This window comes from Janthinobacterium sp. OK676 (genome assembly GCF_900103595.1).
Taxonomy (GTDB): Bacteria; Pseudomonadota; Gammaproteobacteria; order Burkholderiales; family Burkholderiaceae_D; genus Janthinobacterium.
In genome coordinates this window covers 222,584-244,000 of record NZ_FNHA01000008.1, presented here as the reverse complement: position 1 = coordinate 244,000, position 21,417 = coordinate 222,584, and the positions used below count along the sequence as shown (strand labels likewise).

15 protein-coding genes are annotated in these 21,417 nt (G+C 55.3%); 4 read left to right on the top strand and 11 right to left on the bottom strand.

Features of this window, described 5'->3' with window-relative positions:
• Positions 1-10: 10 nt before the first annotated feature.
• The 4 genes from BLU39_RS17455 to BLU39_RS17440 are packed head-to-tail and all read right to left on the bottom strand — an operon-like array spanning position 11 to position 5,790.
• Positions 11-1,165: a nucleotidyltransferase family protein gene (locus BLU39_RS17455; protein ID WP_092715172.1), complete on the bottom strand. Its 1,155-nt coding sequence runs from the start codon at positions 1,163-1,165 to the stop codon at positions 11-13.
• Positions 1,166-1,215: 50 nt separating this feature from the next.
• Positions 1,216-2,478 (bottom strand): glycosyltransferase family 4 protein, encoded by a 1,263-nt coding sequence (locus tag BLU39_RS17450; protein WP_092715170.1) that lies wholly within the window; start codon positions 2,476-2,478, stop codon positions 1,216-1,218.
• The gene (locus BLU39_RS17445) at positions 2,459-3,769 is read right to left on the bottom strand and encodes a nucleotide sugar dehydrogenase (protein WP_092715168.1); all 1,311 of its coding nucleotides are present in this window, start codon (positions 3,767-3,769) and stop codon (positions 2,459-2,461) included. Before BLU39_RS17445 ends, BLU39_RS17450 begins: the two co-directional genes overlap by 20 nt.
• Before the next feature lie 11 nt (positions 3,770-3,780).
• Positions 3,781-5,790 carry a heparinase II/III family protein gene (locus BLU39_RS17440; RefSeq protein ID WP_092715166.1) on the bottom strand — a complete coding sequence of 670 codons (2,010 nt, stop codon included), beginning with the start codon at positions 5,788-5,790 and terminating at the stop codon, positions 3,781-3,783.
• Positions 5,791-6,124: 334 nt separating this feature from the next.
• Between BLU39_RS17440 and BLU39_RS17435 the strand changes: the two genes are divergently transcribed.
• Genes BLU39_RS17435 through BLU39_RS17425 form a run of 3 tightly spaced genes read left to right on the top strand, consistent with a single transcriptional unit; the run spans position 6,125 to position 9,653 of the window.
• Complete coding sequence (locus BLU39_RS17435; RefSeq protein ID WP_139178324.1) at positions 6,125-7,480, top strand: phenylacetate--CoA ligase family protein; 1,356 nt, start codon at positions 6,125-6,127, stop codon at positions 7,478-7,480.
• Complete coding sequence (locus BLU39_RS17430; RefSeq protein WP_175539347.1) at positions 7,477-8,574, top strand: glycosyltransferase family 4 protein; 1,098 nt, start codon at positions 7,477-7,479, stop codon at positions 8,572-8,574. Before BLU39_RS17435 ends, BLU39_RS17430 begins: the two co-directional genes overlap by 4 nt.
• Positions 8,574-9,653: a CapA family protein gene (locus BLU39_RS17425; RefSeq protein WP_092715158.1), complete on the top strand. Its 1,080-nt coding sequence runs from the start codon at positions 8,574-8,576 to the stop codon at positions 9,651-9,653. The genes BLU39_RS17430 and BLU39_RS17425 overlap by 1 nt, the downstream gene beginning before the upstream one ends.
• Before the next feature lie 171 nt (positions 9,654-9,824).
• On the opposite strand, the gene BLU39_RS17420 is transcribed toward BLU39_RS17425, so the two are convergent.
• A complete protein-coding gene (locus BLU39_RS17420; RefSeq protein WP_092715155.1) occupies positions 9,825-11,045 on the bottom strand; it encodes a glycosyltransferase in 1,221 nt (406 codons plus the stop codon).
• A gap of 169 nt (positions 11,046-11,214) precedes the next feature.
• On the opposite strand from BLU39_RS17420, the gene BLU39_RS17415 reads away from it, so the two are divergent.
• Positions 11,215-12,201 carry a glycosyltransferase family protein gene (locus BLU39_RS17415; RefSeq protein WP_092715153.1) on the top strand — a complete coding sequence of 329 codons (987 nt, stop codon included), beginning with the start codon at positions 11,215-11,217 and terminating at the stop codon, positions 12,199-12,201.
• A 203-nt stretch (positions 12,202-12,404) separates the two neighbouring features.
• On the opposite strand, the gene BLU39_RS17410 is transcribed toward BLU39_RS17415, so the two are convergent.
• The 6 genes from BLU39_RS17410 to BLU39_RS17385 all read right to left on the bottom strand — a co-directional run bounded on the left by BLU39_RS17410 (position 12,405) and on the right by BLU39_RS17385 (position 21,308).
• Positions 12,405-14,663, bottom strand: a complete 2,259-nt coding sequence (locus tag BLU39_RS17410; protein ID WP_254789000.1) for a DUF4962 domain-containing protein — start codon at positions 14,661-14,663, stop codon at positions 12,405-12,407.
• Between the two features lie 537 nt (positions 14,664-15,200).
• Entirely contained in the window at positions 15,201-16,346 is a 1,146-nt protein-coding gene (locus tag BLU39_RS17405) for an acyltransferase family protein (protein WP_175539346.1), read from the bottom strand.
• Positions 16,347-16,438: 92 nt separating this feature from the next.
• Positions 16,439-17,647, bottom strand: a complete 1,209-nt coding sequence (locus BLU39_RS17400) for an acyltransferase family protein (RefSeq protein WP_092715147.1) — start codon at positions 17,645-17,647, stop codon at positions 16,439-16,441.
• 39 nt (positions 17,648-17,686) lie between these two features.
• Positions 17,687-18,433, bottom strand: a complete 747-nt coding sequence (locus BLU39_RS17395; protein WP_092715145.1) for a glycosyltransferase family 32 protein — start codon at positions 18,431-18,433, stop codon at positions 17,687-17,689.
• Positions 18,430-19,698 (bottom strand): lipopolysaccharide biosynthesis protein, encoded by a 1,269-nt coding sequence (locus BLU39_RS17390; protein WP_139178322.1) that lies wholly within the window; start codon positions 19,696-19,698, stop codon positions 18,430-18,432. The genes BLU39_RS17395 and BLU39_RS17390 overlap by 4 nt, the downstream gene beginning before the upstream one ends.
• On the bottom strand, positions 19,695-21,308 hold the full coding sequence (locus BLU39_RS17385; RefSeq protein WP_139178321.1) for a hypothetical protein: 1,614 nt from the start codon (positions 21,306-21,308) through the stop codon (positions 19,695-19,697). Before BLU39_RS17385 ends, BLU39_RS17390 begins: the two co-directional genes overlap by 4 nt.
• Positions 21,309-21,417: the final 109 nt, after the last annotated feature.

Here is a 21,417-nt window from a genome sequence, read left to right as displayed (position 1 = left end):
CGCAAACAGTTTATAGGGTAGCGTACCGGGCCGGCGGCATTTCCGCGCGGCGCTGGCTGCGACGGTCGCGCGCATTGCCCCAGGCATCGGTCGCGTAATCGGAGACATGGCGCATCTCGCCGGCACGGTCGACACTGTAATCCTTGAAGACGATCATTTCATCGAGCACCACGTCCGGCAGCACGCGCGTGTATTCGAACAGCACGCTGCGCACCACTTCCGCGCCGCCACACACATGGCTGCCGTGGCCGATCCAGGTGGGGCCGATAATGGTCGCGCCCGCTTCGATACGACAGCCTGAGCCGATGTAGACGGGGCCTTCGATACACGTGCCCTCGCTCCAGTCGATGCTGGTGTTCAGGCCCGCCCATACGCCATCGGCAATCTGGGTGCCAGGCACGTGCAACTGGGCCACCTCCCCCATCAGCACGCTTTGCAGCACTTCCCAGTAATCCTTGACGCTGCCGATGTCGATCCAGTTGTACTGGCGCTTCTGCGCATAGAAGGGCAAGCCCTTCTCGACCAGCAGAGGAAACAGTTCCGAACCAATATCGAACGATCGGTCGCAGGGTATCAGGTCCAGCACTTCCGGCTCGAACAGATAGATGCCGGTGCTGACGCAATTGGACAACGCGTCGGCCTGCGCCGGTTTTTCCTGGAAGGCACGGATGCGTCCATCGTCGTCGCTGACCACCACGCCATAGCTCGATACCTTGTCCCAGGGCACTTCCAGAGTGATGACGGACGCCAGCGCGCCCTTGCTGCGGTGTTCGCGCAGCGCCGCCTCCAGGTCGAGATCGATCAATGCATCACCGCACAGCACGATCGTCGTGTCATCAAAAAAGCCGCCAAACTCCTGGATCTTTTTCATGCCGCCAGCCGAACCCAGCGGTTGCGGCACGACCTCGCCAGCATCATTCGTATAGCCTTCGAAGGAATAACCGATCTGTACGCCGAACTGGTGGCCCTCGCCAAAATATTCCTCGATCTTTTCATGCAGGTAGCTGACGTTGACCATGATATCGGTCACGCCATGCTGCGCCAGGTGTTCCACCAGGTAAGCCATCACGGGCTTGCCCAGGATGGGGATCATCGGCTTGGGCAAATCATAGGTCAGGGGCCGCACGCGCGTGCCCTTGCCTGCCGCTAAAATCATTGCTTTCATCGTCGGGGATGCTCCATCAGGGTTGGGGATGGCTGGCCAGGCGGCGCATGTCAGCCGCCATCCTTGCTCAAGGTCACGGGAATGGCGGGCGCGGCGGCGGGAAACAGGCGCGCATACGCGGCCAGCAGCTTCGGCGCTTCATATTCCCACTCCAGCTCGTTGATCACACGATGGCGGCCGAACGCGCCCATCTGCTCGCGGCGGGCGGGGTCGTCGAGCAATTCGACGATCTTGCGCGCCATGTCGATGGGGTCGTTCTTCAAGGCATACAGCGATGCCTGCTGCGCGGAGACCTTGCCCTCGACCAGGTCGAATTGCACGATCGGTTTTCCCAATGCCATGTATTCCATGATCTTGTTCATGGTCGACTTGTCGTTCATGTCGTTGGCCACGTCCGGGTTCACGCACACGTCGGACGTGTTGAGCATTTCCAGCAATTGCTGGTCCGGCACGCGTCCCGTGAAGGTCACGTAGTCGGCGATGCCCATGTCCTGCGCCATCTGCTTCATCTGTTCCAGCGAGGTGCCGCCGCCCACCAGGCCGAACTGCACATCCTCGCGCTTCAGGGTCTGCACGATGTATTGCGCCGCCTGCAGCAGCAGGTCGATGCCTTCCTGCGCGCCCATCACGCCGACATAGCCGACCAGGTAGGCACGGTCCCTCTTGAGTTCCGGCACGGGCGGCAGCACGCGCAGGCGGTCCAGCTTGGGTCCGCTGCGCACCACGTAGACATCCTCGGGCTTCATGCCGCCCCGCTCGATGGCGATCTTCTTGTACGACTCGTTGGTGGCGATCGACACGTCGGCGCTCTGGAATGACCAGCGCTCGAACAGCACCATCAGTTTGTAAAAGAAATCGCGTCGGCCGAACTTGGCTTCATACAGTTCCGGATTGATGTCGTGGTGGTCGAACAGGAAACGCTTGCCCATCGTCAGCTTGAAAAAACCGCCGATGAGGAACAGCAGGTCGGGCGGGTTGCAGGCGTGGATGACGTCGAAGCCGCGCGCGAAATGCACTTTCCACGCCAGGCGGAAAGTGTGGAACAGCGCCAGCGAATATTCGACCAGATACCCCTTCGCACCCTCCGCTTCCAGCGGCAGGTTGTAGCGGTAGATATGAATGCCGTCGATGGCTTCGTAGCGCGACTCGTAGCCCTTGCCCGTCGGGCAGATGATCGATACTTCATAGCCGTTCGCATGCAGTGTGGTCGCTTCCTGCCACACGCGCCGGTCGAATGGCGACGGCAGGTTTTCCACCAGGATCAGCACGCGACGCGGCTGACCTGCCACGGTCTTACCAGCAGATGCCGTCATATTGCTCTCCACTTTGTTCCTTGCTGATGCGCACCAGGTCGACGATGTGCTGGTGCGGCTTGAGGCTGCCAGGCACGGTCTTGAATTCGGCCGCGCCATTGCCGATGACGATGGTGTCGGCAAAATCGAGCACGTCCTGCATGTTCGTTACCATCAGCTTGGAAATGTGCGGGATGTGGTTGAGGATGTAATCCTGGTTGGCGCCCGTCAAGGCGGCCAGGTTGACGTTCTTGTCGTACAGCTTCAGCTCGTAGCCCTTGCCCAGCAGGTACTCGATGACGTCGACCAGCGGCGATTCGCGCAAGTCGTCCGTGCCGGCCTTGAACGAGAAACCCAGGATACCCACCTTGCGCGCGCCCTTGTCGACGATCATCTTGATGCCCTTTTCCACTTGCCGCTGGTTCGACGGCAGGATGGAATTGAGCAGCGGCAAATCGAGGTCCAGGCTGCGCGCCTTGTAGGTCAGCGCGCGCACGTCTTTCGGCAGGCACGAACCGCCGAAGGCGAAGCCCGGCTTCATGTAGTACGGCGACAGGTTCAGCTTGGTGTCCTGGCAGAAGATTTCCATCACCTTGTGGCCATCGATGCCGACGGCCTTGCAGATGTTGCCGATCTCGTTGGCGAACGCCACCTTGACGGCGTGCCAGGTATTGTCCGTGTACTTGACCATCTCGGCCGTCTCGACGTCCGTGCGCACCAGCGGCGCGTCCATCTTTTGATACAGCTGCACCAGCAGCGCGCCAGCCTTTTCGTCGGACTCGCCGATGACGGTCTTCGGCGGATTGTAGTAATCGTAGACGGCCGTGCCTTCGCGCAGGAACTCCGGGTTGTTGCACACGCCGAAATCGACGCCGGCCACCTTGCCCGAGGCCGCTTCCAGGGTCGGAATGACGAGCGAACGCATGGAGCCAGGCAGCATGGTCGAGCGCGCCACGACGACGTGGAAGCTGTCTTTTTCACGGATGGCGGCGCCGATTTCCTGGCACACCTTGCGCACGTGGCTCAGGTCCAGGTTGCCATTGAGCTGCGACGGCGTGCCCACGCAAATGAGCGACATGTCCGAGCCGAAAACGGCGTCGCGCACGTCGAACGTGGCGCGCAAATGGCCGCTTTTCACGGTGGCGGCGATCATCTCGCCGATGTCTTTTTCGATGATGGGCGTGGTGCCCTGGTTGATCAGTTCCACCTTGGTCCTGTTCGGATCGACGCCGATCACTTCGTGTCCATCCGTTGCCAGGCAACCGGCAGAGACCGCACCCACGTAGCCAAGGCCAAAAATACTGATTTTCAAAATATGCTCCCTTAATGATTAGCCGGCGAATCAGCCGGCGACGCCTGCGGCATCAGCTCGATGTGCGTCACGATTTCAGTGGTTCCCTGCACCCTCACGCGCCAGGCGGCGCTGGCGATCGGTGCTTTCTCGTCGAAACGGCGCGATATCCAGCCGCCAGGCGGTGTATCGCTGCCGCGCAAGAGGTCCAGCGTTCCATGCGAACAGCGCATGCGCAATCCGGACCGCAGTCCCTGCGCCTGCAATTGCCCGTCGTCGACGGTGACCACGCAGTGGTCGCCGAACTGCCAGTGCACGGAAATATCATGTACATTTATACATTGTAATATGTCTTTTACAACAATGCATTTATTATTAAAGTTGAACTCGATACGACGCCGGTGCAGCACGGGATCGGCCAGGCGGCCATAGCCATCGTGCTCGCCCTCAAAAACTTGCACGTCGGAATTCGTTTCATGAACAATCATGCGCGCATTGGCTTTTTTCAGCCACATGAAATTGCCGCCGATTTCAGACTGGTCCAGGCCGTCGACGGCTACCGTGTTATGCGCGGGCGTGCTGCGGAAGTAGTCGCGCCATTTTTTTTGCGTGTGATAGGCGTAGGTGCCGGGATCGGTGAGCAACTCTTCACCGGCGACGGAAAGGGTAAAGGCCAGCGCATCGGCATGGCCATGCGCGGCAATGGAGAGATAGCCGAGCGGCGCGCAATCGGCCACCAGACGCACTTCCTCGGGCGTGCCAAAGTCGCTGCCGAGCAGGAAGTAGCCGCCGTCGGGAAACGCCATCACGGGCGCCTCCGGCAAGCCGCCATCGAGCGCCTGCCAGTGTTGCAAGCCAGCCACACCGAACAGCCAGCGGTTCTTGTCGTCAAAATGCCTGGCCTTGCGCTTGAAGTCGGCGCGACCAAACAATACGGCGCAGCTGGCCAGCAGCGAGCGGTAGCGATGCCAGCCATCCTCGTGCGCCAGGCGCACCATCTGCGCATCGTCGGCATCGCCCGTCATCGGTACGTTGCCGTCCACGTCCATCAGCGCGGCGATGAACTCAGCCAGGCACTCCAGGCGCTCCAGGTACGCCGTGGAAAAGCCCGCACCGTTGGCCTGGCCGATCCTATGGCACAGCAGCATCATGTCCATCACCTCATGCTGATAATAGACGGCTTGCTCGCGGTTCACGCCATCGGGCGTATTTTGCTTGAGCGCCTCCTCCTCCAACCCCTTGCGCGCCAGCGCCTGCCATTTCGCACTTTCCTGCCAGCAAGGCCATACGCTACTGGCCACAAACAAGCCCATGTATTCGCCGAACAGATGGTTGTTCGCCGACGAGTGGCGCGAAAAATAGCCGGCGATAAAGTGCGCATGCTGGTAGATGGCGGCAAGCCACTGCTGCAGGAAACGCTGGCCCGCCTCGCCCTGGAACAACGGCGATGCCAGGCCGCCCAGCAATTCCCAGGCGCAAGCCCAGTTCAGCAGGCGCAGCGCCAGCTCAAGCGAACTGGTCCAGTGCACGCCCATGGGATACGGGCATTGCTCGAACCACGATTGGAGCAGCACGCGCGCACCGTCCGCATAGCGCGCTTCGCCAGTGGCCTTCCATGCCTGCGCCAGCGTCACCAGTTCCAGGTGGCGGTTCGGTTCCCACAAGTATTTGATGTCGCCCACCACTTTTTCGCTGCGGTAATCGATCTGCTTGCCCAGGGTCAACGGCGCCACGGTACCCGTCTTCGGATCGCGGTTCCATTGCGGTGGGAAACCCAGTTCCGCGCCGCGCAGGGCGAAGACATTCCAGCGGCCCGCCAGCACGGCATCGGCCGCGGTGCGCAGGGCGGCGATATCCGTGTCGCGGCCGTCACCGGCCAGGAAGGGCCGGCCCAGATGCTGCAATTGCGGCGCCGGCACGCGGCGCAGCAAGCCGATGCCCAGTTTGCTGGCTTTTTTTTGCAGCAATTGCTGCACCCGCCAGACAATTTCGGGCGCGCCCATCAGCTTCATGCGGTTGATTTTCCATGCGATCGACGTCATACCCTTACCGTTCCATTCTTTTCATGTTGTCGCCTGCCATCTTCAAGCGCATCCAATGCACACCAGCAGGAATTTCCTTGTGGAATTATTATTAATTCAATGACATGATAATACCGTATTGCAGCAAAACTGCGAAGTCTATGACGCTGAGCAACATTCTCCATCGCACGCATGATGCCTGTGAGAAAGCCTATTTTACTTACCCATTTGACGGAGATGGCCCGATAACGCTATAGTCCGGGCAAGTGGGAAAATTTCATATACGTCAACATACTCGACCCGTATCCCCCACCGCCTGTGTGCACCGGCCCCCTCCTATCTAAGAAACTCACGTATGCCTTTCCCAGTTGCGAAAAATTTATCGTTCCTGACACGCCATCTGGTACGTCGCAATCCCTTTGCCCTGGCACGCGCACGCAACCTCGTCGCACGCGAGCTCTGGCCTGTGGAACAGTTGATGGCACGCCAAGAAAGCCTGCTGCGCGCCACTCTCGCGAGCGCGCGCCGCCTGCCTCGCTATGCCCATATTGCCGAGGCGCCAGGCAATGTGGCCATCCGCGACTGGCTGAGCGCGACGCATCCTGTGATCAGCAAACCCGATCTCGTCTCCGGGCGCGGCAGTTTTTATCCGAACGAGGGAAAACGCCGGCCATGGTGGGCACCGGGAAAAACCAGCGGCTCATCCGGCACACCGCTAGAAGTGTTCCGCAGTATCGATTCGATTATCTGGGAAGAAGCATTTCAGTTACAGTTCTGGCACTGGGCCGGCCATGAAAATGGCCAGGCACAAGCCATCTTGCGGGGGGACCAAGTCATCGATATCAGCCAGCAGGATGCGCAACCCTGGCTGTGGGATCGTTTCGGCAAGCAGTTGCTGGTATCGACGCGTCACCTGAGTCGCGCCACGGCCGAGGGCATGCTCGACAGCATAGCGCGTGCGGGAGCCAGACAGCTGCGGGCCTATCCATCGTCAGCGTTTGAGCTAGCGCGCGCGGCCGAACGGCTGGCACACCCCTTACGCCTGCGCGCCGTCGTCACCGGTTCCGAACCCGTCTATCCGGCCCAGCGCGAACAAATCGAACGCGCCTTTGGCTGCAAGGTATTCGACTTCTACGGCATGGCCGAACGCATCGCCTTTGCCGGCCAGTGTGAACATGGGTATTACCACCTGCATCCAGAATATTCCTATGTGGAAATTCTAGACCAGCACGATCAGCCAACGGACGATTTCGGCTACGTGGTCGGGACCACCTTGCATAACCACGTGATGCCGCTGGTACGCTACCGGATTGCCGACCGAGCACGCTGGGTACCGGGCGCCTGCCCCTGCGGCAGACATTATCCCCGTATCGAACTATCCTCCGGCAAGGTTGAGGATCAGCTATATGACAGCGAAGGCACGCCCATCAGTGCGGGCATCATTACGTTTGCCGTCAAGTTTCTCACCAATATCCAAAAAACGCAGGTAGCGCAGGTGGGTCCAGGGCAATGGCAATTGCGCGTCGTGCCGGATCAGGGCTACACGAGTGCCGACGGCCTGGCGTTGCGCGAACATTTCAATAAATATGTCAGCCTGAAAGTGGCGGCTGACATCGTGCTGGTAGACGATCTGGCCCTGCAATCCAGCGGCAAGTTCAAGTGGATCGTGCAGGAATGGTCCGGCGCAAAAACACTCTCGGAGACACCATGAAGGAAAGCATTCTGTTTTGCGGCCCCATTCCCCAGCCTGGCGCCACGCCAGTGGGCGGCTACGAAGCGTGTAACGTGCGCACGATCGAAGCATTGCGGGCAGGCGGTACAGTCGTGCATGAACTCAACTATCCAGTACCCAAGGGAAGCCCGCTGGCCAAGCTGGGGGGTTACCTGCGCGGCTACCTCTCCTTATACCGGAAAATCGCGCATGTAAGCCAAGCCTCGCCGGATGCCAGAATCTTTCACTTGACCGGACTGTACAAACAATTTACGGCCTTTGAGATCCTGCTAATGTGGCAGGCCCGCAAACACGGCCTCAAAACGATCTACGATATACGCGCCGGTGCGATGCACAAGCATTACGCGCGCCTGGGTCCGCTCTATCGCTGGCTGTTTTGCCATCTGCTGCGCGGCGCGGACCAGGTCATGATCGAAGGCATGGACTATGCGCAGTTTGTCGAACAGACAACATACCGGCGGGCCTTCTATCTTCCCAATCACATCGATACGAGCAATTTGCCGCCCCGTATACCGCTCAGTGCCAGCACTCCGCTGCGCCTGGTCTATGTGGGCCGCGTAACGCTGGAAAAAGGTGTTGCGACAGCAGTACAGACAGCCGGCCTGCTGCAGGCAAACGGACTGGCCTGCGAAATCAGCATCATAGGTCCCGGCGATAAGAAGTTGATCGACGACATGGTGCGTGATTATGCCGACGTCGGCGTGCAATGGCTGGGGTCGCTGCCAGCAACGCAAGTACTCGCGGCGCTTGGCGAGGCGCATATATTCATTTTTCCCACGCGCCATCTTGGCGAGGGGCATTCCAATGCACTGACCGAAGCCATGGCGATGGGGTGTGTACCAGTGGCCACCGACAATGGATTCAACCGCACGGTGATCGGCGATTGCGGCGTCGTGGTGCCCTTCGATGCAGACGCCAGTGCCTATGCGTCTGCCATTTTGGCACTGTGGCAGAAGAAACACTGGTCGGCATTGTCCACCGCGGCGATGGAACGTACGCGGCAGCTTTTCTCCACGGAGCAAGCCGTTTCCCGCCTACAACAAGCTTACCAAGACCTTTCGAAAGTATCCTGATGAGCCTTTTTTTCGCTGGCGACCTGGCCTGGCCAGGAGCGGACATTATCGCTTTTGATGAACTGCGGAAAGTATGCGCAGATGGCCAGATGGTCGTAAACCTGGAAGGCGGCGTACTTGAGGCGAGCGCCAATGATAGTCGCGTCCATAACCTCCACAAATTCAATCTGTATTCGGACGCCTGCGTTATCGAAACGCTCAAGGCCCTCAACGTACGCGCCTGCGGATTGGCCAATAACCATATATCCGACTATGTAGGTGGGATCGACGCCAGCAAGGCCATGCTGGCTGAACATGCCATCGGCATATTTGGCACGCGCGCCCACCCTTGGTGCGAGTTGCAGGTCAAAGACCAGCAGTATGTTCTATTTGCAGCCTGTTCCCCCCTACCCGAACCGCGTCGCGAAACGCATGACGACGCGGCACTGATCTTCCAGCCCGCGGCAGCGCTGGCAACGCTGGCCAAACTGCGACGGGATTTTCCCAATGCAAAACTGATCGCATTCATGCACTGGGGCTACGAACTGGCTACTTTCCCCCAGCCAGCAGACCGCGAATGGGCACGCGAGGCGATTGATATGGGCGTGGACTTCGTCATTGGCCACCACCCGCATGTGGCGCAGGGCTATGAAATCTACAAACACGGGGCAATAGCATACTCCCTGGGAAATCTTTTATTGCCGCAAGTAGACTTCCGCGGTCGTAAGCTACATTACAACACGCCAGCAGTCTGCGATCAGCTGATGCTGGAACTAACGCCGACCGGGGTGCGCTCACACTGGCTACGCTACGATCCACAGCATCAGAGCCTGTCCTTTCAGGGTACGCATGCGGCAGAATCTGATGCCAAATTACAACAGCGCACCCCGTTTGCAGGCATGGACGATGCCCAGTACCGCAAATGGTTTGCCAGAACGGGCCGATTTGGCAGCGAAGGCAAGCGAGCCAACACGGTATTCTGGAGTTACCGCGGCTGGGGCCGCATAGACTCGGCCGTCAAGCAGGCACTGCTTGACGCTAAAGTGGAGGTACGCAAACTGGCGATCCGCAGCGGCCTGCACAAGCCCTATAACTGGTAATGCCGGCCGCCAGTCCCTAAGCACGATCCCTGGATGAGCGCTTTCCGCCGTCAACGCATCGTAATCACCGACCAGGCGCAAGGAAGCCTGGCGAACCATGCGACAACGGCCAACGCCCTCTCGCTGCAGTGCGATGCCAGCAGCGGATGTACTGCGCTGCGGGAAGAAGCGCTAAGGCACCTGGGGGGACTTGAGCAGCAGGGCGTGATAGCGCCTGGCCAGCATGGCGGCCAGCTCACGATAGCTGCGCTGCGCGTCAATGTAGGCCGGGCCGGCGGCGGCGCGGCGGCGCGCGGCGGCCGGATCAGCCAGGACTTCGTTCAACGCCTGCGCCAGTGCGCCAGGGTCGCTGCCTGTCAGCCAGCCAGCACCACTTGCTTGCAGTACATGCGCCTGGTCCGGGCTATCATTGCCAACAGCCGGCATGCCCAGCGCCAAATATTCGAGCAGCTTGGTGGGTGAACTGACGTCATACAATGGGCCGCGGGGAATGTAGGACACGGCAGCATCGGCTCCCGCCAGCAGTTGCCATGCCTGCGCCGACGGCAACCATCCCGTGATGTGCACCGCATCCGCCAGGCCAGCGTTGCGCACATACTCAAGCAACTCAACTTCATCGCGCGGCGTCGGTGAATTGCCGATCAACAACAAGCAAGCTGTTGGGGAAGTTGCCCGCACGAGTGCCAAGGCGTCGACTACACGCTCCAGCTGACGCGCCTTGTCCAGCGTGCCCAGATACGCGATCAGCGGCAGGTCATCCCAGCCCTCCGGTCGGCGCCGCGGAAGTTGCGACTTGCCGAGCAATTCCATATCGACGCCCATCGGCACCGCCATCATCCTCTGCGCGGGTATGCCCTTTTCCTGGAACACGGTCAGCATGGCCTCGCTTTGCACAAAAACATGATCGACCCGCGGCAACAACACCTTGTAAAGCAGAGCCTGTTCCAACTGGCCTTTCCACAACACCAAGCGGCTGCGCAAGCCAGCGCCTGCACGCAACTGCTCCTGTGCCCGCTCAATGCGGCCTTCGCTCATCAGATACGACACCCAATAGTAAAAGGGAATTCTCTTCCACCTGCAAACGAGCATGGCCAACAAGCCTATCGGCACCATGTCGCGCACCTGGATGGCGGCATAGTCAACGCGCTTCGCGGCCAGCAAAGTTCTCAGACTCAGCCAAAAATAGGACCATTCGCGGCGGATACGACTCCGGTGATACCGGGGGCGATGCGCCGCATCAAAACCTTGCCCGGCGGCCGCTTCTGCCGATGCCATGCCCACGACTTCGCAGCGGATCTGGTGGCGAGGCAAGTATTTCCCAAATAATACGCTGACGTCAGCGCGGAAGGTTGGCAAGGCTTCAGGCACGAACTGCAAGATTTTAAGGGACATAAGCGATCAGGTGGAAACGTTATCGCGGCACACGCCGGCGAAACAATAACAAAGTTATAAGAATATACCACACACCATAAAAACTTAACTTGAAGACATTACTTTTATCGAAAAAGCATAAAAATAGACACCGATAGTGCGATAATTGCAGTCTTTTACGGGGCCGCAGATGATCCAAATTCTTTTGTCACAGCCAGACAGCTATCGCGACGTCATCGAGCACTTACAGTCAAACGGGGCTCATGTAACCCTGATCGGTCCGGAAAAGAAAACAGCGAACATCCGCAAAAAAAAAGATATTCTCACATCGATGCTGTCGCCGGCCTTGCTGCGCGCACGCGGAGCATGGAAACGCGAAGATCGCGTACTCGTGGTCGGTTGGCAGGCATTACCTGTACTGGCCATGATCAAAATAGGCCTATTGCCACGGCCAAAGAAATTATTGCTCATGGCATGTTTTATCCACGGTCAGCGCGCCCGCCGGGTGGTCAATCGCCTATGGCGCTACTTGCGTTTTCCTGGACTTGGCTTCATAGCCTTCTCGCAGGGAGAGGTGCGCAATCTGATCGAGGAGGTGGAGATGCCCGCCTCTTCGGTACATTTTCATTTGTGGCGCCAGGAGCTCGATGGTCAAACCGATGCATCAGCCATCACTGACGAAGGATACATTTTCAGCGGAGGGTTCTCCAACCGCGACTATGACTTACTACTCGCCGCCAAGCAGGACATCGATACGCCCCTGATGATCGTGGCGTCGGAACAAAATCAGATCGATGCCAGTGCAAGCATCGGCACGACAGTCCATCGTGACTTACCGGAGGCCGCATTCGAAGTTCTTTTGGCCAAAAGCCGCGTGGTCGCCATGCCACTGCTGAGTCAAGGAGAAGCGTGTGGCCAAAGTGTCCTGCTGCGCGTGCTACGCAATGGCAAACCACTGATTGCCACTCGCCACGAAGCCATCGAAGCCTACCTGGGGCTGGCGTATCCAGGTTTCGTTCCACATGGCGATGTCGATGCCATGCGCTCGGCATTGATTCGCGCCCTGCGGGAACCGGCTTTTCGCGCCAGCCTTTCCTCCGACATCGTGAAGGCATGGCAACGCCTAGAAAAGCGCAACAGCCCAGGAGAGGAAATCGAACAATTCCTGCTGAGCTGAGCTGATATGCTTGCATGGCCTGCCCATACATTAGCATGACCTCCAGCGACATGCCTGAAGATCAGGCGCCTGCGTAAACCATGCCCCCGAAGGCATCTCGCTATCACCGCCAGCGGGCGTGTTAGTGACCAGCTATTTCAGAATGATAGGCCGTAAAAAAGAGCATCGGCAAATTGCCGATGCTCTGTGCATGTCAAGATAGCTTAGTTTGGAATGACGATCGACTGCGTACCAACCACCAGAGTCTTGCCCACAGCCGTCGGCGTCAGAGTCACGTTCGGCCGTTTGCAGCCGACATCCAGCAAGACGATGAATTCAGCGCTATTGGCTGCAGCCGGCTTCACAAACGCTCCGTGACTCTCCGTCTTGCCGGGTGCAGGAGGCGGTCCAGAGCGTGGCTGATAAGCGGTCTTGTCCGCGCCGAGGTAACGCACACACAACGTACGATCGACATTGGTAGTCTTCACTCTATCGCTCGCTTCGACGACAATGGGTGCCACCGTATGCAGATTCCACTCAAACGTCAGGCCAGTCGGCGCCGCCAGTTTATCGACCACCACGACCGCATCCTGCCCACGCAGGTACCATACCTTGCGGACGGCAGACGTCAACGCGGCACCATATGCGGGTGTCGCATCCCCAGCGGCATAATCAAGAGTCGGTGTCGTCGAAAAAGCCGTTATTTTTCCATTACGCGCGATGTTATTGACATTTTCATCAATCACCTGGCCTACGCCGCTATTATAGGTAATCGCGTTATGCGCCTTGGTTTGCCGATACCAGGACAGAACCAATGGGGAGTAATAGTAATCCTCATAACCGGATTCAATCAGAAGTCGACGGCCACCGCTATCGATCACGATGGAGTTCTGATCACCATGGCTATGGTTGTATGAACCATACGGACTTGACTTGAAGTACACGGATGTCCGCGCACGGTCGGCCATACTGCTATGCATTGCAACCCAGCCGATACTCGGATATAAGGCAGCATTGGGTGGTGGCACAGGCGTCTCCGTTACCGTATCGACGGGCAAGGGATACGGTGCCTGCAGCAGAGTCAGATCTGCCTCCTCCCCTACAATGTTCTTCACATACCATGCCGCGTTCGCAGATTTGATACGGGAAGCAAACCCTTTCAGAGCAAAATTATAGATATACAACTCATGCTGGTCACCAAATACCAACCCTGGCGCACCTGGTGGAATGAAATGCATGAGGAAGCGAGAGAAACCTTCCGCCCACGGCTTGGTGAAAATATTGACGCCTGTCGCTTCGATGAGAGGCTGCCAAAGCTGCATCGCATACTCGGTGCTGAACATGGCGTAGCCCGTGCCGTTGCCATAGCCCCCTTCCGGCCCGCTCCAGACATAGACGGCGTTCACATAGGCGCGGAAAGAAAAGTCAAACCATTCCGTCGCTTCAGGCAAATCCCCCAAAGTCAGGGTGGCGATGACCGCCAGGTATCCAAGTGCCACCGTGCCATGCGAATCATAGGGCTGTTCGTCCAAACGACTGTTCGCGCCAGCCAGGTCCACGTACATGGGAGCCACCCTCGCACGGATGGCTCCCATCCAGGCCGCCTTGCGGGTTACGTTACTCGCCAGTTCAGGATAAAGGAAGTCGGCCGCCTTGGCGAGCGCCAACATGATACTGCGCGTCGCCACATCGTGATTCACATAGCTCGTCATGCCATTCGGGTCGAGTGCGGCCAACTGGTCTCCACGTGCAAAAGCCTCCTGCAAGTATTTGGCTTCTCCAGTCAGCCGATACAGTAAGGCAGCCCCCAGCAATTGGTTGGTAACATTGCCTATCGAACGCGTGATTTGCGTAATGTAAAGCGCACGCGCCGCAGTCGACAACGTGGAGGTCAACGGCCATTGGTCGTTGGTCGGCGCGGCCAAGGCCGCTGGCTGCCCTGCCATCTGGCTGCTCACCAGAGTCGCCATACGCGTGACGGCCGCGCCACGGGCAGTACGCATCGCGGGTGTCCAGGCACTGAGCGGCAAGAAATCACGCCGTTGCTGACGCGGCCGCGGATGGGCCAGAATGGCACTGCGAACCGCCGTCGTTTCCGGAACTTCAAACACCTTGGAGGTCGCATTGATCGTAAAGCTGCGTGGTGTCGACCAATCTTCCTTCACATTTGGCCGTACCCGCCAAGTATATTGCCCGGATTCGAAAGCTTTCGATGGCAGATAGAAGTTACGCGTCGAGGTATAGGTCGCCACCACCAGACCATCTTTGCTCACTTCCAGCGTGTACGACGTCGGCTTGGTCGCCGATGGATAACGCGCCCACGCAAAAGCAGGCGGGTTTTGGGGCTGAATCTGGCGATCAAGCGGCGCAGGGCGCACGACGTAGAGATCGGCAACTTCGGCCCAATCCGCCCAACATGATCCGGTGGTCAAACTCATTGCAAGTGCAAGACTGCCTGCAAAAAGAGACGTCTTCATATTCATTCTTGGCTCCCTCAAAACAACGATCATAAGCTACAGGTAATACCCCGCGATACGGGATGACCTGCCTTACATGAAGCAAAGCGCACCGGACCCCGTGATAAAAACATACTGCGAGCAGCGCAATTATAAACCCACTCGACATTATTCAACACTAAAAACCATACATTTCAAACTTACTACATACGTTGTGATAAATCAACAACGACAAATCCATTAAAAATAAAACACCATCAGCATTACTTTCCAACCAAATTAATTGCAAATCATAAATGTAATCAAATAACCATCCAATACAACAAGAAAAAATCTAGCGACAGACGAAATAAATAATATTGACACAACTTATTCCAGCCGTTCATTCTTCAAGCTATGAAAATATAAAATACCATCCTTGTAAATTTAACCATTTCCGCATTTCACTTATGCAGCAACAAAATACATTCTATAAAGACAAACTATCCATACGAACAAGCAACAGCCATGTTCGCCGTCGACTCTGCATCGAACAGGAACGGCCCAAGCGGCCTACCATCTCGTTTACCGTGCCGGTCTGAACGCAGCCAGTCGGATCATAGTGAAGCGTCGCAGCTTGTCTGTATGCCGTTCTGTCAACGCCCACATGGCAATGGCAGCTATATTTATCACCAGCAGATAGGCGAAAAAACGCAGCAAGGTATCACCGCGCAATGCCTGCATCTCGCTTAGTTCGGGATCGAAGCTAAGCAAAAAAAAGGTCAATGGCAAATGTAACGCATACAAGGAAAAGCTGTAACTGGAAAAAAAATCCGCAAATTTCTTTAGCCTGGCAGCTGGAACATCCTTGGCAATTGCAATCAATGACAAGGCAAAAAAAGCCATTGCCAGATCATATCCAAATGCATCAGGGTAAATAATCTTGAATAATACAAATGCAGCCATACCAAGCAGGAAAAGCGTCAGAGATATCATCCTCCTTGCTTTGGACTCATAATAAACATAAAGAATCGCACCCATTATCCACAAAATAAACATGAAAAAATAAGCGGCAGGCCGACCAAGATCATTCGGCTTGGCAGAACTCATGAAAAGCAAGATCACCCCCACAGTAACCGCAAAAAAAACGAGCCGCGTTCTTCTTTCAATCGAATATATACCCAAGGCTGCAGGCAATAGAATGTAATACCAAAATTCATTTGAAATACTCCACAGTGAAAGATTGGTTCCGTATTGAAAACCGATTATCATTTGCAGAAAGAAAACATTGAACAAAAACGTGCGCAGAGAATTTGGTTCGATGGACGCCCACCATTCTGGAAAGAACGGCACACGCGACGACAGCAGGTGCGCGCCATTGCCATACTGAAAGGCCACGCCATCTAGCAATGCTGTCAGCAGCAAAGCTGGAAGTATCACAATCCATAAGCGCGTAAGGCGGCCGACGAAGTATTTGGTGGCATCAAAAGTATTGGAACGCCAGGCAAGAATGACCGGGCCGCCGATTAGAAAACCACTCATGACAAAAAACATGACCACAGCTTTGTGCGCACCAGATCCGAAAAAACTCATCAACCAAGCCAACTTATTCCCACTTGCATTGTCATAGCTAAAAAAGAGGTAATTCGCATGGCCGATTACAACGGCCTGAGCGGCCAACGCGCGCATGACATTGAGCCAAATCGATGTATTGGGAGGAATTTTTTGCATAGTCATTTTACTTATACAAGTTTCGCGGCGCCAGTATTCACGGCAGTGCCTGGTCATCGCCACAACGTTATCCCTCTGCCGCGATACTCAGCTCAGGGGGCGGGGACATCCTTACTAGGCTTGCTTCCCAAAAACATACTTAAGTACCTGATGGGAGTTCCTCGGTAATGCATGCCAGGCCGTTCAATACATCGAAATGTCATTAAACAACCAAAGACGAGCACAGGAGTGAGCAACATGATTACGGACCAGTGCATGGCTGGCGATAACTCTCGCGCCCGCTCACTTCCCAGGAGAAAATGAAACGTGACAAACAGAAGCAGGCCATGCAACAAATATATGCTGTAGGCAAACTCCCCCAAAGTACGCGAAACGGATAGGTTCAGCACACCAAACAGACTGCTGCCCCCGGCAATCAGGGCGAAGCCGACGGATAGTAATAGGAGAGAAAAGCCTTCGTGAGCCGTGGGAAAGGCAAGACAGGCAACAACGAGACAGGTAACTGCCAGGATACTGGCCCAGCGTCCCGCGCAAAACCGTCGAAATGCCTCACGCTGCACAAGCAACGCCGCGCATATCCCAGACAGAAAGGCAAGAAAATGGTGGACGGGCGCTTGCATGTACCAGACAAGCACCAGCGTGACAGCCAGTACCAGCATACTGAGCAGAAGATAAGGCCAGGGCGGCATGATCCTTAATGGCAAAGCCAGCAGCGGAAGCAGCAGGTAAAACAACCACTCATAGGGCAGCGACCATGTGACGCCGGCAACAATGACTGACGTTTGCGCAACACCATTCAAGTCTGGCGCTCCGAGGGGCGTGAACATGAGCCACTGCCCTATTTGCAGTAACAATTGCGAAATATCAACATTAAGCCTGGCGCCAGATATATAAAATACAATGCTGAAAAGTAGCAGCATGGCAAACATGTACAAGGGGGTCAGTCGCATGATTCGCGATGTGTACAATTTACCCCAGTCAAAACTGTGCTGACGAGAATGCAACAATTTCGTAAAGAATAGAAAACTGGTAATCATGAAAAACATGGCAACACTGCCTTGTCCAAAATTGGTATACATGTTCGACGGTGGCACCGACCAGGAACCATAGCGTGCATAAAAATACCAGATACAGGAGTGATGCAAGAATACAAAGAAAGCCAGATAGCCGCGCAAGCCATCAATGGTGGCAAAGCGGCCGGCAAGCGGTGGTGCCCCCCACCGTTTGACGATGAACAGGCAACACAGAAGTGCCAACGCCAAACTGGCGGCGGCAGGTAAAAAACTCAGTACGTCCATCATGACCTTAAAGACAAAGACAATATCTGCGACCGGCGACCATCAAGAGGCGTCAATTGCACGGACACTACGCTGAAATGGCGTAAAGGAAATATCCCAGCGGCGCTGCAAACCAAGCAACTTGAGCGCCTTGAATATGGCGCGCGCCATTCGGCGGTCAACCCATGAGGCTTTCAAGCCATAATGATGGATACCCAATGTCTGCTGCGTGATATCGCTGTACATCAATTGCATGGCATTGCGTGGATTACTGCGATCGTGGGGGTTGAATGGATAGAACGATACCGGATCGAGTTGCAGGCTATGCCGTTGCTCATCCATCTCGACAGCCCTTTTCAGTACCACCGGCGAGGTGGCAAACACCTTTTTCGGTATCAATTCCTGCGACATCAGTTGGCGCGCCAACAAGATCACGGGATTCTCCGCCTCACAGGCAAGGAAGCCAGTACCATAACCTCCCCCGAGATCCAAACTGGTCTCGCGTGCCATGAGGCAGCCCTTCAGTTCGAGCAACGAATCCAATGAACGAATCAGCTCCAAATCGGTATCAAGGTATATACCGCCATACTTGGCCAGGACATCGAAACGGACCCAATCCGAAACAAATGCCCACTTTTTTTGAATAATGGCCTCTTTGCAATACTCATTATGAATATCGGAGTTTTTTTCATTCCATAACATTAGCTCGTACTCAGGACAATATTTTTGCCATGACTCGATACAACGACGATGGAGTACGCTCATTTCGCCTTCACCAAACCAACAATAATGAATAACTCTCGGAATCATATATTTTTCAATGCAACTTTACGCAAAAGGATAATTTTCACTGTGGCAACGAACAGAACATGGACAAGGAAAGCCAGCACCGCACCAAACAAACCGAAATAAACCGTCAACAGCCACAGCTCCAGCAAATACAACAGATTTGAGGCGACTGCAATGATCGTAGACTGGCGTAACTTTCCCATTGCCCAATAAAAGGAATGAGTCGTGACAAAGGTGCCTGCAAACACGGCACTCAGCAACACCACAGAAAACTCTGATAAATAGTCCTGTAAGACAGGCAGCAGCAGCGGCATCCAGAAAAACTTGCTGGCATAGCAAATAATGGCGGCCAATCCTGTCACGGCAAAAAGCATTTTCATGGTCTTGATCCACAGCTTGAACGCCTCCCCCAAGTCTCCTGAATTGATTCGTGCGGCAAATTCCGGAATCGATGTGGAGTAAAACGGTGCCGTGGCCAAATTAATCAGTGAATAAATACGCTTGAGGATGCTAAACACACCTAAACTACTACCCGGCAAAGCAAAACCAATAATGATACGGTCCAGCTGAACTACCGGCAGGTCACAAATAGCCTGCAAGGTTCCCCATTTCCCCACTTCCATTATCCGACGATGACTCATCTCGCTTTTCAGCAAGCTGCCATCAAGCCCAGTTTTACGTCGGGCTATCAAAGTAAACAACAAGGTGCAACGTAGGACTTCAGGCAAGGTATAAGCCAGTACCATACCGGACAGGGTAGGTTGGTATCGCGCGACTAGAAACAGCACGAACAGCTTGAGCAGATTGGCAAAAAAGCCGGCAAACATCAAGACATGGTATTGATTTACCAGCCTGAAATAGGCACTTTGAGTACCAATGACCGGAAATACCGCCGCCAACGAAAGCAGCAACAAATTCAAGGTGGAAAATTCCTTCACCTGAGGCAGCGACGATACGGCAAGCCCGCAAGCGACCAACAACACCATGCTCAAGGCCAATAATTCGTAGCGCACACTTTTAACAACCGCCATCCGCAGGCTGCGTGCATCAATTTGATGCCCAGGCATAGTGACCAGCATGCCTTGCCAGTACTGAAATCCACATACGGTAAACACCGCTAATGCAATCGACTGTACAAGTACCAGATGGCCATATGCCTCGACGCCAGCAATGGCCAGCATCACCGGTATGGTGATCACACTGACGCCAGCCCCTGCGACATTCAATAGGAACATCATGGAACTGTTTTTGACTAAGTTACTAAATGCCTTGTTTGAAGCAGTCATCGTTGCGCCGATATCCCACGCTGCAAAATCATGGTTTCTTGCTGCGCATCTCCCGTGGAAATAGTGACTGGAGCTGCTGGCGCATACCGTGCAAACTGAATGATGCAACCCAGGCAGAAATAACACAGCAATTGCGCACTGGGTTCGTCGATCATGGTTTTGTTATAGACCAGCGTGGACAAATACAGCGCGAGTACGATCACGCTGGTATCGGCCATGGCCATCTGTTCAGGGCCAGCCTTACTGCGGGAGACATAGCGTATTCCTAGAATGATGCCGCCAACAAAGATCGACAGGAAAGCCATGGTACCCAGTATGCCGACATCCCATAGCAATACCGCCAGTCCTGTGGAGCCAATTTGAAGATTGCGATAGCGGGCAGCGACCACTCCACGTCCCGTGGACTGACTGGTCAAACTTGCTCCAGGCCCATAACCTATCAATCGTTCCTGAATTGTGGGCATTGGGTCGTTGTACCATAGCACCAATGTAGCGGCACGGCTCATCTCGCCTGTAACATAGTTGATCCCGTTCGGATCGACCACGTAGCCGCCTACGCTGGTCACTTTCTCCTCCATGGTGTCGGTTTTGGTATGGCCCCCCCAATACATCGCATGATATGCCATGAAAATACCAGAACTGATTGCCGTCATCATTGCTGCGAATATGATGAAAGAGGCTAAGTTTTTCATCACCTTATTACGTGCAACCCAGAACACGCCTATGGGCAGCCAAAGGAATACCGCCTTGACTTCACCGAGCAAAATAACGGCGAGGCCTATAATAAAGACCATAATCAGTTGCCACAACGGGGTGATTCCACGTATCCAGCGTGCCAACATATACAACATGGCAGACACGACGAATAGCACCAGAACCGGACTCATGTTTCCGCCGAACGACCCCACCACGCCATCCCATCCCAAAGTGGATATTTTGAAGAAATGTTGATAAACAACCAATGGTAATTGTGCCAGGGCGATCAGCACGATTAAGGTCCACAACACTAACAGGCGCCGGCATGACCAGTGAAACCAGTACATCGCAAATAGAAGGCCAAACATGGGTATGCAAAAGCGCAAGACCGAAATTAACTGGACGGTCGATGCATGCCCCAGGAAGATACTGAAGGCATAAAACAGAAGATAAATCCATACAGCAATAATAATGCGAGAGGCGCCCACCGAATTCTCCCCCAGCGGCATATGGCTCCGCCCTTGCGATAATGTCAATTCCAAAATCGCACGCGCAAAGAACAAGGCACTCAAGCCACTCGCAAGCCATGTGGCTAAACGTAAGCTAAAGAAATACTGTGCCGTGCCAGCAACGAAAAAAATCGCGACAAACATGATCGGCAACAGCCTTTTAGTGCTGACGACGAATAAAATAGGAATAAAAACCAGTATGCCCGTCAGCAAGATAGTCAGCTGAATTGCACCTAAAGCAATGACCATACCAAGCAACAAAGCCGTGATTAGGCCACAAAAGACCATCAGTATGGAAGATGCGGCAGGCATGCCGCGCTTCTTGGCCCTTGTTGACTTGTCACGAGAGCCAGCACCCGATATCGAAGACGAACTCATCCGCAGCCTTCGGGGAAAAAAACTCATATCTGCTCCATGCGAAGCATGGTGCACCACGCTTCATTTAATTTAAGGCTGTTGATAGACGATCACCAGGTGACACTGAACCTGGACACAGGCGGCATTCGGAAGGGAA